Source organism: Bacteroides stercoris ATCC 43183 (genome assembly GCF_025147325.1).
In the GTDB taxonomy this organism is placed as follows: domain Bacteria; phylum Bacteroidota; class Bacteroidia; order Bacteroidales; family Bacteroidaceae; genus Bacteroides; species Bacteroides stercoris.
Genome location: NZ_CP102262.1, coordinates 2832690 through 2847610 on the forward strand (window position 1 = coordinate 2832690; position 14921 = coordinate 2847610).

Here is a 14921-nt window from a genome sequence, read left to right on the forward strand (position 1 = left end):
TACGTGTTTAATCGTTAGTATTAATAATTCATTCTTTCACAACGCTTACATACAGTCTGAAATCGTCGAATTCGAGTTCCGTTCCGCCTTCCACATTGTCCGTCAGCGTCAGTGATGTTCCTAAAACCTGGTTACAAATATAGTCTTTATATTCATTTACCGCATCATCCGTTTGCGGATTTTTTGATAATGTAATCTTTATTTTGTCCGTTATCTCAAAGCCGCTCGACTTGCGGATATTCTGGATACGGTTCACCAATTCGCGGGCAATACCCTCGCGGCGAAGTTCTTCGGTGATGGTAACTTCCAAAGCTACAGTCAGCTTGCCTTCATTGGCCACCAGCCATCCTGGAATGTCTTCACTGAAGATTTCCACATCGGATGTCTCGATTACGGCTTCCGCACCGTCCAGATTCAGCGTATAGGAACCGTTCTTTTCCAGCTCGGCAATGGCTTCCTGCGGCATTCCGGCAACGGCTGCGGCAACGGCTTTCATCTGCTTGCCGAATTTCGGGCCCAGCTTCTTGAAGTCGCACTTCACTTTCTTCACAAGCACACCGGCTGCACCGTCCACAAACTTGATTTCCTTTACGTTCACCTCGTTCATGATAAGTGCTTTTACGGCTTCGATGTGGGCGCGTTGCTCTTCGTCCACTACCGGAACCATGATGCACTGTAGCGGTTGGCGGACTTTGATGTTCACCTTACGGCGCAGCGCCAATACCATAGAAGTAACGTCCTGTGCCATTTGCATGCGTGCTTCCAGCTCCTTGTCTATCATCTCTTCCTTGCATTCGGGGAATTTTGCCAGATGAACGGAGACAACGTTGTCGCGTCCGGTAGCTGCCGTCAGGTCCGAATAGAGCATATCGGCATAGAACGGAGCAATAGGCGCCATCAGTTTGGCTACGGTTTCCAGACACGTATAGAGCGTTTGGAACGCGGACAGCTTATCCTGCGTCATGCCGCCGCCCCAGAAACGTTTACGGTTCAGGCGGACATACCAGTTGGAGAGATTGTCGTTCACGAAGTCCGAAATCAGTCGTCCGGCTTTGGTAGGCTCGTATTCGTTGTAGCAGTTATCCACATCCTTCACCAATGTGTTCAGCACGGAGATAATCCAGCGGTCTATTTCCGGACGTTCCGCCATGGGCACATCAGCTTCCTTGTATTCAAATCCGTCCACGTTGGCATAGAGGGCAAAGAAAGAATACGTATTATATAAGGTTCCGAAGAATTTGCGGCGCACCTCTTCCACTCCGTCTACATCGAATTTCAGGTTGTCCCACGGAGAAGAATTGGTAATCATGTACCAGCGCAAGGGGTCGGAACCGTATTTCTCGATGGTAGAGAACGGGTCTACGGCATTGCCCAAACGCTTGGACATCTTGTTGCCGTTCTTGTCGAGTACCAGACCGTTCGATATGACGGCTTTATAGGATATGCTGTCGAACACCATTGTGGCGATGGCATGCAGGGTAAAGAACCAGCCGCGTGTCTGGTCCACACCTTCTGCGATGAAATCGGCGGGATATACCTGGTGGCTGTCCAACAGTTCCTTGTTCTCGAACGGATAGTGTATCTGCGCATACGGCATGGAGCCGGAGTCGAACCATACGTCAATCAAATCCGATTCGCGCTTCATGGGTTTGCCGGCTTTGGAAACAAGGACAATATCATCTACATAAGGACGGTGAAGGTCTATCTTGTCGTAGTTTTCCTGCGTGTACACGCCCGGCTGGAAACCTTTGTCCTTATAAGGATTGGATGACATCAGTCCGGCGGCAACGGATTTCTCTATCTCGTTGTAAAGTTCCTCTACGGATTCGATACATTTTTCTTCGTCACCGTCTTCCGTGCGCCAGATAGGCAACGGAGTACCCCAGTAGCGCGAACGGCTCAGGTTCCAGTCGTTCAAGTTCTCCAGCCACTTGCCGAAGCGTCCCGTACCGGTACTTTCCGGTTTCCAGTTGATGGTCTTGTTCAACTCTATCATACGCTCCTTGCAGGCGGTACTACGGATAAACCAGCTATCCAACGGGTAGTACAACACCGGTTTGTCCGTACGCCAGCAATGCGGATAGTTGTGCACGTGCTTCTCTATCTTGAATGCCTGGTTGGCAGCCTTCATCATCATACATATATATATGTCGAGAGTCTCGGCGGCCTGAGCGGCTTTTTCGTCATACTTACCGTTGACGGTGAATTGCGGGTCGTAGGCATTCTTCACCCAGCGTCCCTGGTATTCTTTGTAGGCGTCTACATCGACACACTCTTTTACGAATCTTTCGTCCAGTTCGTCCAGCAGATAGAACTTACCGGTGAGGTCCACCATAGGACGGGTCTCGCCGCGCTTGTTAATCATGAACAGGGAAGGAATGCCTGCCGCACGGGCTACGAAAGCATCGTCCGCACCGAATGTGGGAGCGATGTGTACGATACCCGTACCGTCTTCCGTGGTTACATAATCGCCGAGGATTACACGGAAGCCTTTGTCGCTGACGCTCCAATTGCCGTCGTTGTCCACCTCTACCGGTTTCACCCACGGAATGAGTTGTTCGTATTCCATTCCTGCCAGGTCCGGACCTTTGTATTCGCCTACAATCTTGAACGGGATAAGCTTGTCTCCCGGCTTATAATCCTCTAATGCAAGCTCTTCCGCTTTTTTATTGAAGTGAGTATAGAGCAATGCTTTGGCAAGTACCACGGTCATCTTCTCGCCCGTATAGCCGTTGTAGGTCTGTACGGCCACGTAGTCTATTTTCGGGCCTACGCAGAGAGCGGTGTTCGAGGGCAGTGTCCACGGAGTCGTAGTCCATGCCAGGAAATAAGGAGTACCCCACTCCGCCATTTCGGGTTTCGGGTTCTTCATCTTGAACTGTCCCACTACGGTTGTATCCTTTACATCGCGGTAGCAACCGGGCTGGTTCAGCTCGTGCGAGCTCAAGCCTGTTCCCGCAGCCGGTGAATACGGCTGTATGGTATATCCTTTATAAAGGAGTCCTTTCTTGTGAAGTTGCTTCAACAGCCACCACAGCGTTTCGATGTAACGGTTGTCATAGGTGATGTAGGGATTCTGCATATCCACCCAATAACCCATTTTGTGGGTAAGGTCTTCCCACTCCTTAGTAAATTTCATTACATCCTTGCGGCAGGCGGCATTGTATTCGGCAACGGAAATAGTCTTGCCAATATCTTCTTTGGTGATGCCGAGCGCCTTTTCCACACCCAGTTCCACAGGAAGCCCGTGCGTGTCCCAGCCGGCTTTGCGCTTCACCTGGAAGCCCTTCATGGTTTTGTAGCGGCAGAAAATATCCTTAATGGAGCGCGCCATTACATGGTGAATACCCGGCATGCCATTGGCCGAGGGCGGTCCTTCGAAAAACACGAAAGAAGGACAACCTTCACGTTCTGTCATACTCTTGGCGAAAACCTGGTTTTCGTCCCATTTCTTCAACACTTCCTTGTTTATTTCCGAAAGGTCAAACTTTGAATATTCGGCAAACTTCTTACCCATCTTGATATTTACGATTTGACTATTTACGATTTACTATTTTTCCTGAAGATAGCCCGGAAAGGCTTTTCCGGTGCTTTCCTCTTTATTTTAAGGGTGCAAATTTACAAAAAAGTTAGAGAAAAGAGATTTTTGAGCGGATAATTTTAAGATGAGCCGCCCACGTCTCTCGCTTTACTTCTTCATTTTCACTTCATACAAGTCGTTTCTGCGATCTTTCAGGTTGCGGACGCTGCCATAGGTATGCAGTTCGTTGAGCAAGTCCAGATCCACATCGGACACCAGAATCATTTCGGTGTTCGGAGTTGCCTCGGCACGCTTTCCGTCGGTAGGGAAAGCGAAGTCGCAGGGGGTGAACACACCCGACTGGGCATACTGTATGTCCATGTTGTGTACACGGGGAAGGTTGCCCACACTGCCTGCTATGACCACAAAACACTCGTTTTCGATGGCGCGGGCATGGGCGCATACCTTAACGCGCGAATAGGCGTTCTGTGTGTCGGTAAGGAAAGGAACGAACAGTATCTGCATGCCCTGGTCTGCCATGATGCGCGAAAGTTCCGGGAACTCCACGTCATAACATATCAGCACACCGATTTTGGCGCAGTCCGTATCGAACGTCTGCAAGGATTTGCCGCCACTCAATCCCCAGCTCTTGATTTCGTCAGGAGTGACGTGTATCTTTTCGTACATTTCGTACGTTCCGTCGCGGCGACAAAGGAAACCTACGTTGTACAAACGTCCGTCCTCTTCCTTGATAAGCGGCATGCTGCCCGTAATGATATTGATGTTGTAGCTGATGGCCAGCTTCACAAACCGCTCTCTGATTTCGTTGGTGTAAGCCGCCAGTCCGCGGATGGCTTCCGACTCTCCCTCGTCATTGAATTTGGCCATCAGCGGCGCATTGAAGTATTCGGGGAAGAGAACGAAGTCGCTCTTGTAGTCGGAAACGGCATCTACGAAGAACTCCACTTGCTCGAACAAATCGTCCAGCGTCTTGTAAGTACGCATCTGCCACTGCACCAGACCGACGCGCACCGTCGTTTTCGGACTTACATACTCCTGTGTAGGTGCCTGGTAATAGATATTGTCCCATTGCAGCAGGCAGGCATAATGCTTGGATTCCTCATCGTTGGGAAGATAGTTGCGCATCACCTTGCGTACATGGAAGTCGTTGCTCAACTGGAACGTCAGCACCGGGTCGTATATCTCCTTCTGCTTTACCTTATCTATATATTCCTTAGGGCGCAACTGGTCGGCATACTTATGATAGTTGGGGATGCGCCCGCCGAACATGATGGCTTTCAAATTCAGTGTTTCGCAGATTTCCTTGCGGTATTCGTACATACGGCGTGCCAGGCGCAGTCCGCGGTATTGCGGATGGATAAACACTTCGATGCCGTAAAGGATATTTCCTTTGGGATTGTGCGTATTGAAAGTTTCCTTGCCCGTAACCTGGGCATAGGTGTGGTCGTTCTTCACATCGTCGTAATTCACGATAATGGAGAGTGCACACCCCACTATCTTTTCATCGACCACCGTTACAATCTGCCCTTCCGGAAAGATGCGGATGAGTTTCTCTATCTGCTTGTGCGTCCAGAAAACATCGCTTCCATCCGAATAAACGCGTGTGAATGATTGTGCCAACTGGTCGTAATCTTCTATCTGCAGGTTACGTATCTGTACCTTATTAATTTTAATTTCGTCCATAATTTTCGTGTTATACCTGAGTTTAAAACGGTGCAAAGTTACAGTTTTACTTATACATTAATCCCTATGGGATATGATTTTTTCCTACCTTTGCTGCCAAAACAACATTTATCTCTGTAAACGTTAAACATAGATTGAGACATGCAAAGATTTATTACACTGGCATTCAACACCTTGCTTTTGCTATCGCTGAATGCGGCAACTCCCGAAACACATTACACCGTTATTGTTTCACTCGACGGTTTTCGCTGGGACTATCCCGACATGTATAAGACTCCCAACCTGGACCGCATGGCGGCAGACGGGGTAAAGGCCGTGATGCTTCCCTCCTATCCTGCCTCTACGTTTCCCAATCACTATACGCTGGCCACGGGATTGGTTCCCGACCATCACGGCATAATCAACAATACTTTTTGGGATGTAAAGAACAGACGCCAGTATTCCATGGGCGACTCCGCCACCCGCAACAACCCGGAATACTATTTTGGGGAACCGATATGGATAACGGCTCAGAAACAAGGCATAAAAACCGGTAATATGTATTGGGTAGGCTCGGACATTGCGATTAAAAAGTCTCATCCCACTTATTACAGACCTTGGAACGCCAAGCCTTTTCTGACTTTTGAACAACGGATAGACACGGTGCTCACCTGGTTGCAAAAGCCCGAACCGGAGCGTCCCAGACTCATCATGCTATATTTTGAAGAGCCCGACGGAAGCGGGCATCACAACGGCCCGTGCAGTTTGCCTACCGGTGCGGTGGTCCAACACATGGACAGCCTTGTGGGGGTATTAAGAAAAAAGATAGAAGCTCTTCCTTTCGGCGGGGACATCAATCTTATCGTCACGTCGGACCACGGCATGACCGACATCAGTCCCGAACGGGTTGTCAACATAAACGATTATGTAAAACCGGAATGGTGCGAAGTGATAGACGGACGTACACCAACTTCCATATTCTCGAAACCGGAATACCGCGACTCTATCTGCAATGCTCTGAAAAAAGCGGCTCACATCCGTGTGTGGAAAAAAGAAGAGATTCCCGCCGAACTGCATTATGGCAGCAGCGACCGTATAGGCGATATCGTAGTGGCTCCGGAACTGGGCTGGCAGTTTACGGACGTGGCACGCGACACCAAAGGCGCTCACGGATATTTTCCCCAAAGCCCCGACATGCAGGTTATGTTTCGGGCCATCGGACCTGATTTCAAGAGAGGTTACATATCCGGAGGATTTGTGAATGTGGACATCTACCCGCTATTGTCGCATCTTCTGCAAATTGTTCCGGAAAAGACGGACGGACGGTTCGAACGGATAAAGGACATATTACGGTGACAAACAGTTTACTTATAATCAAACAGATACGTGTACCAATTTATTCCACGCTTTGGTACGAGCCGTACCTTAGTAAGGTACACGCCGTACCATTAGGTGAAAGTCGTCGTACCACCTAATGGTATGAGCCGTACCACCGGGTGGTAGGCACCAAAAGTCCGGGACTTCAGACACAAAAGGCTGTGCAATTTCTTTCAGATGAACTGCACAGCCTTTTATATTCTGCCAGATTGAAGTTCCTGCGGACTTATTTCTTTTTCTTCCAAAGTTTGGTCATATCTTCCAGCGTCTTGCCTTTCGTTTCGGGTACGAGCTTCCACACGAAGAGGGCGGCTGCCACGCAGATAATCCCATAAAGGGCATATGCAAACATATGGCCGAACTTATCGCCCATCTCCCCGAGACGCATATTGTACATCGGCAGGAAAGTAGACGAAACAATAAAGTTGAAAATCCATTGGAATGCCACCGCAATGGCTACCGCAGCGCCACGGATGGTGTTCGGGAAGATTTCGGCAATCAGTACCCAGCAGATAGGTCCCCAACTGAACATGAACGAAGCGCTGTAAACCATGATGCTGATAACGGATATTATTGCCGGCAGTCCGGTTACGACGTTGCACATAGCCACACCGAAAGCTCCTATCGCCATACCGACAGAGCCGGAAATAAGCAGCGGTTTGCGTCCCCATTTTTCAACCGTGAACACAGCCAGCAAGGTAAAGAGAATATTGACAACGCCCATGAGCACGGTTTGTACCATCGGATTGGCCATGCCCATCGTCTCGAATATGCGCGGAGCGAAATAAAGCACGGCATTGATGCCGACAGCCTGCTGGAATACGCTCAGCATGATACCGATAAAGATAACCATCCAACCGTAGGTAAAGAGTCTTTCTGTCTTTTCTTCGGTAGTTGCCTTGATTTCCGCAAGGATTACCTTTGCCTGAGAAGAGCCGTTGATACGGCTCAACACATTCAGCGCCCTTTCGTCCTTACCGCACATGGCAAGATAACGCGGCGTTTCCGGCACCAGCAACACCAATAGAGCAAACAGTCCGGCAGGAACGGCTTCGCTGACGAACATCAGACGCCACCCCGTCTCCGTGGTCCATGCGGCAGCTTCGGGATTCATTATCTGATTTACTCCGTTAACGAGGTCTATCACCGGATTGGCATGACTGCCCAGAATAAGGAAGTTGACAAAGTAAACTACCAACTGACCGAAGATAATGGCAAACTGATTCCACGATACCAGTGTTCCGCGAATGTTGCTCGGAGCGATTTCGGCAATGTACATCGGACAAATGGCGGAAGCCAGCCCCACACCTATACCGCCCAAGACACGGTAGAAATTGAAAGCCACCAGAAGAGAATAGGAAGGAACGCCATGTTCAAAGAACAGGAATTCGGGATAATAGGAACCCAGCGCCGACAAGAAGAACAGGATACCTGCCAAAAAGAGAGAGTTTTTGCGGCCCAATCCGGAAGCGAAAAAGCCGGAAACGGCGCTACCTATGATACAGCCTATCAATGCGCTGGATGATGTGATGCCGTGTATCGCGTCTGTGTATTCAAAATCGGCTCCCATGAAGAAAGCTTGAAGTCCCTTTTCTGCGCCGGAGATAACTGCCGTATCGTAGCCGAAAAGCAGACCGCCAATGACAGCCACGAGCACAATCGAAAAGAGATAGAGCTTGCTGCCTTTTTCTGTATAATTCATGATAATAGTGGTTAGGAGTTAGTGATGAGCGGTTAGTGATGAACGATTAGTGATGAGTGATTAATGGTCAGTAATTTAGTGATAATTGCTTATTCCCCATCTTTTATCACTAACCAATAATCGCTAATCACTCATCGCTAACCACTAACCGCTATTTATCAGCAATACATATTTACGATTGCTTCGTACAATTCTTGTTTGCCGCTGGTCTGTTTCGGTTCGCCGTTAGCTTTTGCGTAGGCTACGACATCTTCCAGTGTCAGCTTGCCTTCCTCGAATTCCTTACCCTTGCCGCTGTCGAAAGAAGCGTAGCGGTCGGCAAGCATCTTCTTGTAAGGAGACTCTTCGAGCAGTTTGGCTGCGCTTTCCAATGCACGTGCCATTACGTCCATACCTGCGATGTGAGCAATGAAGATGTCCTCAAGGTCGGTAGAGTTACGGCGTGTCTTGGCGTCGAAGTTTGTACCGCCGTCACCGAAGCCGCCGTTGCGGATAATTTGCATCATGGCTTGTGTCAGCTCGTAGTTGTCGATAGGGAACTGGTCTGTATCCCAGCCGTTCTGGTAGTCACCGCGGTTGGCATCGATAGAACCCAGCATACCGTTGTCTACTGCCACGGCAAGTTCGTGTTCGAAAGTATGGCCTGCCAGTGTGGCGTGGTTCACTTCGATGTTCACTTTGAAATCTTTATCCAAACCGTGGGCCTTCAGGAAGCCGACAACCGTTTCCGTGTCTGCGTCATATTGATGCTTGGTCGGTTCCATCGGCTTCGGCTCAATCAGGAACGTACCTTTGAAGCCGCGTGCACGGGCATAGTCGCGTGCAATGGTCAGCATCTGTGCAAGGTGTTCCTTTTCGCGCTTCTGGTCGGTATTCAGCAAAGACATATAGCCTTCGCGTCCACCCCAGAACACGTAGTTCGAACCGCCCAGTTCGATTGTTGCGTCAATGGCATTCTTGATTTGAACGGCAGCGCGGGCCACAACGTCAAAGTCGGGATTGGTGGCGGCACCGTTCATGTAACGTGCATGACCGAATACGTTGGCAGTACCCCACAACAGTTTGATACCTGTTTCCTCCTGCTTTTGCTTGGCGTATGCAACGATGGCTTTCAGGTTTGCTTCGTACTCTTCGATTGTATCGGCCTCGTCGCAAAGGTCAACATCGTGGAAGCAGTAATATTCGATGCCCATTTTCTGCATGAACTCGAAACCAGCATCCATTTTGTTCTTGGCAGCCTGCAGTTTATCGGCATCACCGTTCCAGGGGAAATGTTTCGTTCCGCCGCCGAACTGGTCACCACCCTCTGCACAGAGTGTATGCCACCATGCCATAGAGAACTTCAACCAATCTTTCATCTTCTTGCCCATGATTACTTTTTCCGCATCGTAGTAGCGGAATGCCATAGGATTCTTACTTTCTTTGCCTTCGAATTTGATTTTTCCTATTCCGGGAAAATACTCTTTTGTTGCCATAATGATTAAATGTGTTAATGCGGTAATGCGCCGATGTGCTGACAACGGGCACATTACCCGCGGGTTAATTATTACTGTTGTTTTATTCTTGTTTACTTTCAATGTCTGTTTCAATCTTCTTCAAGAGGCATTTCATTCAGTTTCTCTGAAATTTCTTTCCGGTCTGTTTTCCTTTTTATTCGTTGCATAGACGCTCCTCATAAAAAGCAGCAAGCCGGTCTCAAAAAGAACTTTCCGAAGAATGCAGAACAAAACTTAAGCAGGCCGTAAGCTCTGCATCAGATATTGTTTCCAGCGCGCATAGGCATCGGCATATGCCTGACGGTCGGCTTGTCCGGGCTCGATGATTTCGAGCTTCTCGAGCGTAGCAAAGGCTTCGTTGTTGTCTTTATAGATGCCCGCACCGATACCTGCACCTTTGGCTGCACCTACCGAACCGTCGGTGTCGTACAGTTCGATAACGGCACCCGTTACGCCTGCCAGCGTTTCGCGGAACAGCGGACTGAGGAACATATTGGCTTTGCCCGCATGGATTTTCTGTACGGGAATACCCATCTGCTCCATAATGTCGATACCATACTTGAAAGAGAATACGATACCTTCCTGTGCCGCACGGATAATATGTTGCTTGCCGTGCTGGTTGAAGTTGATTCCTTGAATGGAACAGCCCGTTTCCCTGTTCTCCAGCATACGTTCGGCACCGTTGCCAAAAGGCAGGATGCTGATACCGGCGCTTCCGATAGGCGCCTGGGCGGCAAGAACATTCATGTCACTGTAAGAAACGCCTTCGGGAGCAACGGTGCGTTTCACCCACGAGTTGAGGATACCCGTACCGTTGATGCACAAAAGTACGCCGAGACGGGTTTGTTCCGCCGTGTGATTGACGTGCGCAAAGGTATTGACACGCGATTTCGGGTCGTAGTTCACCTCACCGTTCACACCGTAAACCACCCCCGAAGTACCCGCTGTGGATGCTATTTCACCGGGGTTGAATACATTCAGCGACAATGCGTTGTTGGGTTGGTCGCCGGCACGGTATGTGACAGGCGTTCCCTCTTTCAGACCCAACTCCTGTGCGGCAGCGGCGTTTACACGGCCTTGCTCGGAGAATGTAGGTCTGATGTCGGCTATCAGCGAGGAATCGAAACCGTAATATTTCATCAGGAAGTCTGCTACCCGGTTGTTCTTGAAATCCCAGAACATGCCTTCGGACAGTCCGGAGACTGTAGTGCAGATTGTACCGCTCAGTTTCATGGCAATATAATCGCCCGGCAGCATAATCTTGTATATCTTTTCATAGACAGCCGGTTCATTCTCCTTTATCCAGGCAAGTTTGGACGCGGTGAAGTTACCCGGAGAGTTGAGCAGATGCGAGAGGCATAACTCCTCGCCCAGCGTTTCAAATGCTTTTTGTCCGTAAGGAACGGCTCTGGAATCGCACCAGATGATTGCAGGACGCAATACCTTTTGGTCTTTGTCCACGCACACCAATCCGTGCATCTGGTAAGAGATACCGATGGCTTTGATGTCTGCCGCATCCACACGCGCATCCGCCAATACGGCTTGCGTTGCCAGCTTCAGGTTTTCCCACCAGTTTTCAGGGTTCTGTTCCGCCCATCCCGGCTTCACGGCTATGATTTCCGCTTCCGTCTTCGGGAAGAACGCGGAAGATACGCACTTACCGCTTTCTGCATTTACCAAGCTCGCTTTAACGGACGAGCTGCCGATGTCATATCCTAATAAATACATGTCTTTGAGTTTATATTGTTAAATTTTCGATTTATTCCGTATCAGGTTTTGAATTCAGGTGTCTTGCCTACCGCCTTACCTTATTATATATCTTCTTGTCGAACCGGTAATACCGTGCCGCACGATGGGCAACTCCCTGCTGCTTCTCTTCCAAAGGAACCACATACTCCATAAGAGCTATCTTTTTGTGGAAATTACGTACATCTATCTGTTTCCCGTACAAGAGTTCATACAGCGTACGGAGCTGGGATGCGGTGAACTTACGCGGAAGCAGGTCGAAAAGAGAGGACGGGTTGAACTCGATATACTGGCGGATGTAGGTTATCGCCTCTTTTATGATAAGGTTGTGGTCGAAAGCCAGTGCCTTGATATCCGGCAAGGCAACCCAATTTGCCATATACTCGTCCAGGCCGCGGTTGAGCGTACGGTCTATCTTTACGAGAGAAAGATAAGCGATGGTCACGATGCGCTCTACTTTGGACTGCATGGCACGTTCCAGCCAATGCACGTCTCTGGGGTCTGTGGTGCGGTTCTTGGAGCCGAACGCCTTGAACTGCATCAGATTTACGTTCTTAAGTCCCGTCAGTTCATTCAGAACCCGCTGGGCGGCTTCGTCCAAATCTTCGTCCATATAAATCAAACTGCCGGGCAACTTCATATCATGGAAGACTTCACCCTCTTCTTCTCCGGCACGTTTAACCAGCAAGACTTTCAACTGCTCTCCGTCAAAACCAATCACCACACAGTCTACCGAAATATGATTGTTTGCCAATGGCGTATTTTGTTCCACGTTTTGCATAATATTTTCGTTTAAGCGCTGCAAATATAATGAGGTTTTTCAAATATGCAATAAGTAAAAAGGATATTTTTACAATGTTATAAAGCATTATTTTTCAAATATATACATATCGTATATCTTACAATATCATCTTATTGTGTTATCGTATAAAATACAATATGTAATTTAAATCCGTCTCAGCAAGGGTAATTGTAGCAGATACAATAACTATGAAGTACCTAATTCTTAAGGATTTCTATATCCGTACATTTATCTTGCCAGAGGGGGACATATTGTATTGCAGACGTATGTGAAAAAGGTACATTGCACAAAAAATGCCCTTTTGTGCGGTGGTTATCAGAAAAACCTATACCTTTGCACCACTTTTTATTAAACACTAAAAATAAATGAATATGAAAGCATTTGTATTTCCGGGTCAAGGCGCCCAATTCGTAGGAATGGGTAAAGACCTGTACGAAAATTCGGCTTTGGCCAAAGAACTTTTTGAAAAAGCAAATGATATCCTCGGATATCGTATTACAGATATCATGTTCAACGGTACAGACGAAGATTTGCGCCAGACCAAAGTAACACAGCCTGCCGTATTCCTTCACTCCGTAATCTCCGCACTCTGCATGGGCGACGACTTTAAACCCGAAATGACCGCCGGCCACTCACTCGGTGAGTTCTCCGCATTGGTTGCTGCCGGTGCGTTAAGCTTTGAAGACGGCTTGAAGCTGGTTTATGCCCGTGCCATGGCTATGCAGAAAGCCTGTGAAGCACAGCCTTCTACAATGGCTGCCATTATCGCTTTGCCGGATGAAAAAGTGGAAGAAATCTGCGCACAGGTTAGTGCCGAAGGTGAAGTTTGCGTAGCTGCTAACTACAACTGTCCGGGACAAATCGTTATTTCCGGTTCTATCGAAGGCATCAACAAAGCTTGCGAACTGATGAAAGCTGCCGGAGCGAAACGTGCTTTGCCTTTGAAAGTAGGCGGTGCTTTCCACTCTCCGTTGATGAACCCTGCCAAAGTTGAACTGGAAGCGGCTATCAACGCAACCGAGTTCTACACTCCGAAGTGCCCTGTATATCAGAATGTGGATGCCCTTCCTCATACCGACCCTGCTGAAATCAAGAAAAATCTTGTTGCACAATTGACAGCTTCTGTACGCTGGACTCAAACAGTCAAGAATATGGTTGCCGACGGTGCTGCCGACTTCACGGAATGCGGTCCGGGTGCAGTATTGCAAGGACTTATCAAGAAGATTGACGGCGGTGTAACAGCTCACGGCATTGCATAATTCATAAAAAAATTCTTTTTAGAATTACCTCTGATGAGAGTGTCAAAATACACCTCTTTTAGGCACGGATTACACAGAATTCACGGAACAAAGAATAAAGGAATCTGTGTTTTCCGTGCAATTTGTATTTCTGTGAAACCCGTGTAATCCGGTGCTTAAAAAGAAACAAACAGCAAGCGAAGTTTAGTTTTGGCATACCCTCATCTTTTTTATTCCTTATTCAATATTATTGTTCATTATTGCTCCCCTTTAAGAAAAAATCCTCTCCTTTTCTTTTTTATCTCCTATTTTCCCTTACCTTTGCCACCGTAAAGACAAAGGGGTGCCCCGACGGGCTGAGATTATACCCTCGAACCTGATGCAGTTAGTACTGCCGTAGGAATTGGATATTTTTCTTCTTAGAACTTACCTTAACGGTACTTCTTTGTATTTACTTCCATTGTTTTATTTAATAGAAACAGAAACATGAAAGTATCAATCAACAACAAGGAAGTGGAAACCGATGCCGTTACCCTCTTACAACTCACAACCGAGCTTTCCTTACCGGCGCAGGGCGTGGCCGTTGCTGCCAATAACCGTATGATTCCACGTACGGAATGGGCGGATTATGCTCTGTCCGAAGGAATATCCATCGTAATAATAAAAGCTGCCTGCGGCGGATAGGCTATGGAAAAGGTTCAGTTCATTACACATTATACCGAAAGGTATTCTTACCTCGACTCCGCCCGCATGGCTTTGGAAGGCGGTTGCCGCTGGATACAGCTGCGCATGAAAGATGCGGCGGAAAACGAAATACTGCCCGTAGCCGCGGAAGTTCGAAAGCTCTGCAACGATTATGGCGCCATATTCATCATCGACGACCACGTGGAACTGGTAAAGGAAATCCGGGCGGATGGCGTGCATCTCGGCAAGAACGATATGCCCGTTGCCGAAGCGCGACGCATACTCGGAGAGGAATATATCATAGGCGGTACAGCCAACACGTACGAAGACGTAAAGAAACATTGGCTCGACGGAGTAAATTACATCGGCTGCGGACCGTTCAGATATACCACCACCAAGCAGAAACTCAGCCCTATTCTGGGTTTGGAAGGATATAAAGAAATTATCCGTCAAATGCGGGCGGATAATATCAACCTGCCTATCATCGCTATCGGCGGGATTACTTTTGCCGATATTCCGTCTGTCATGCAGACAGGCGTTACGGGCATCGCCCTTTCGGGCACGGTGCTGCGGGCGGATAATCCGGTGGAAGAGATGCAAAGGATTCTTACGGAAACCAATCAGGCAGGCAAAATCAACCAAACAGCCAATTACTGAAATAACAAATAAAAAA

10 protein-coding genes and 1 riboswitch are annotated in these 14921 nt (G+C 48.4%); of the genes, 4 read left to right on the plus strand and 6 right to left on the minus strand.

Annotated features, from left to right (window positions below; translation table 11 throughout):
* Positions 1 to 28 precede the first annotated feature (28 nt).
* Both ileS and NQ565_RS11705 read right to left on the minus strand, forming a co-directional pair.
* Complete coding sequence (ileS, locus tag NQ565_RS11700) at positions 29 to 3517, minus strand: isoleucine--tRNA ligase (RefSeq protein WP_005654116.1); 3489 nt, start codon at positions 3515 to 3517, stop codon at positions 29 to 31.
* Positions 3518 to 3688: 171 nt separating this feature from the next.
* The gene (locus NQ565_RS11705) at positions 3689 to 5224 is read right to left on the minus strand and encodes a carbon-nitrogen hydrolase family protein (protein ID WP_005654113.1); all 1536 of its coding nucleotides are present in this window, start codon (positions 5222 to 5224) and stop codon (positions 3689 to 3691) included.
* A 141-nt stretch (positions 5225 to 5365) separates the two neighbouring features.
* On the opposite strand from NQ565_RS11705, the gene NQ565_RS11710 reads away from it, so the two are divergent.
* Entirely contained in the window at positions 5366 to 6559 is a 1194-nt protein-coding gene (locus tag NQ565_RS11710; protein WP_005654111.1) for an alkaline phosphatase family protein, read from the plus strand.
* A 247-nt stretch (positions 6560 to 6806) separates the two neighbouring features.
* On the opposite strand, the gene xylE is transcribed toward NQ565_RS11710, so the two are convergent.
* From xylE to NQ565_RS11730, 4 genes are all read right to left on the minus strand, one after another.
* Positions 6807 to 8282: a D-xylose transporter XylE gene (xylE, locus tag NQ565_RS11715; protein WP_005654110.1), complete on the minus strand. Its 1476-nt coding sequence runs from the start codon at positions 8280 to 8282 to the stop codon at positions 6807 to 6809.
* 158 nt (positions 8283 to 8440) lie between these two features.
* Positions 8441 to 9757: a xylose isomerase gene (gene xylA, locus NQ565_RS11720; protein ID WP_005654109.1), complete on the minus strand. Its 1317-nt coding sequence runs from the start codon at positions 9755 to 9757 to the stop codon at positions 8441 to 8443.
* A gap of 255 nt (positions 9758 to 10012) precedes the next feature.
* Positions 10013 to 11506 carry a xylulokinase gene (locus NQ565_RS11725; protein WP_005654106.1) on the minus strand — a complete coding sequence of 498 codons (1494 nt, stop codon included), beginning with the start codon at positions 11504 to 11506 and terminating at the stop codon, positions 10013 to 10015.
* Positions 11507 to 11573: 67 nt separating this feature from the next.
* A complete protein-coding gene (locus NQ565_RS11730; protein ID WP_005654104.1) occupies positions 11574 to 12305 on the minus strand; it encodes an NUDIX hydrolase in 732 nt (243 codons plus the stop codon).
* Between the two features lie 392 nt (positions 12306 to 12697).
* On the opposite strand from NQ565_RS11730, the gene fabD reads away from it, so the two are divergent.
* The 3 genes from fabD (at position 12698) to NQ565_RS11745 (ending at position 14905) form a co-directional block, all read left to right on the plus strand.
* On the plus strand, positions 12698 to 13585 hold the full coding sequence (gene fabD / locus NQ565_RS11735) for an ACP S-malonyltransferase (RefSeq protein ID WP_040315676.1): 888 nt from the start codon (positions 12698 to 12700) through the stop codon (positions 13583 to 13585).
* Between the two features lie 308 nt (positions 13586 to 13893).
* Positions 13894 to 13984, plus strand: a riboswitch (TPP riboswitch).
* Positions 13985 to 14050: 66 nt separating this feature from the next.
* The gene (gene thiS, locus NQ565_RS11740) at positions 14051 to 14248 is read left to right on the plus strand and encodes a sulfur carrier protein ThiS (RefSeq protein ID WP_005654098.1); all 198 of its coding nucleotides are present in this window, start codon (positions 14051 to 14053) and stop codon (positions 14246 to 14248) included.
* A gap of 3 nt (positions 14249 to 14251) precedes the next feature.
* On the plus strand, positions 14252 to 14905 hold the full coding sequence (locus NQ565_RS11745; protein ID WP_005654096.1) for a thiamine phosphate synthase: 654 nt from the start codon (positions 14252 to 14254) through the stop codon (positions 14903 to 14905).
* Positions 14906 to 14921: the final 16 nt, after the last annotated feature.

Bases quoted from the DNA above. Each gene is read 5' to 3' on its own strand.
- NQ565_RS11745 (WP_005654096.1), top strand. From the start codon at position 14,252: ATGGAAAAGGTTCAGTTCATTACACATTATACCGAAAGGTATTCTTAC.
- thiS (WP_005654098.1), top strand. From the start codon at position 14,051: ATGAAAGTATCAATCAACAACAAGGAAGTGGAAACCGATGCCGTTACC.
- ileS (WP_005654116.1), bottom strand. From the start codon at position 3,517: ATGGGTAAGAAGTTTGCCGAATATTCAAAGTTTGACCTTTCGGAAATA.
- NQ565_RS11710 (WP_005654111.1), top strand. From the start codon at position 5,366: ATGCAAAGATTTATTACACTGGCATTCAACACCTTGCTTTTGCTATCG.
- NQ565_RS11730 (WP_005654104.1), bottom strand. From the start codon at position 12,305: ATGCAAAACGTGGAACAAAATACGCCATTGGCAAACAATCATATTTCG.
- NQ565_RS11705 (WP_005654113.1), bottom strand. From the start codon at position 5,224: ATGGACGAAATTAAAATTAATAAGGTACAGATACGTAACCTGCAGATA.
- NQ565_RS11725 (WP_005654106.1), bottom strand. From the start codon at position 11,506: ATGTATTTATTAGGATATGACATCGGCAGCTCGTCCGTTAAAGCGAGC.
- fabD (WP_040315676.1), top strand. From the start codon at position 12,698: ATGAAAGCATTTGTATTTCCGGGTCAAGGCGCCCAATTCGTAGGAATG.
- xylA (WP_005654109.1), bottom strand. From the start codon at position 9,757: ATGGCAACAAAAGAGTATTTTCCCGGAATAGGAAAAATCAAATTCGAA.
- xylE (WP_005654110.1), bottom strand. From the start codon at position 8,282: ATGAATTATACAGAAAAAGGCAGCAAGCTCTATCTCTTTTCGATTGTG.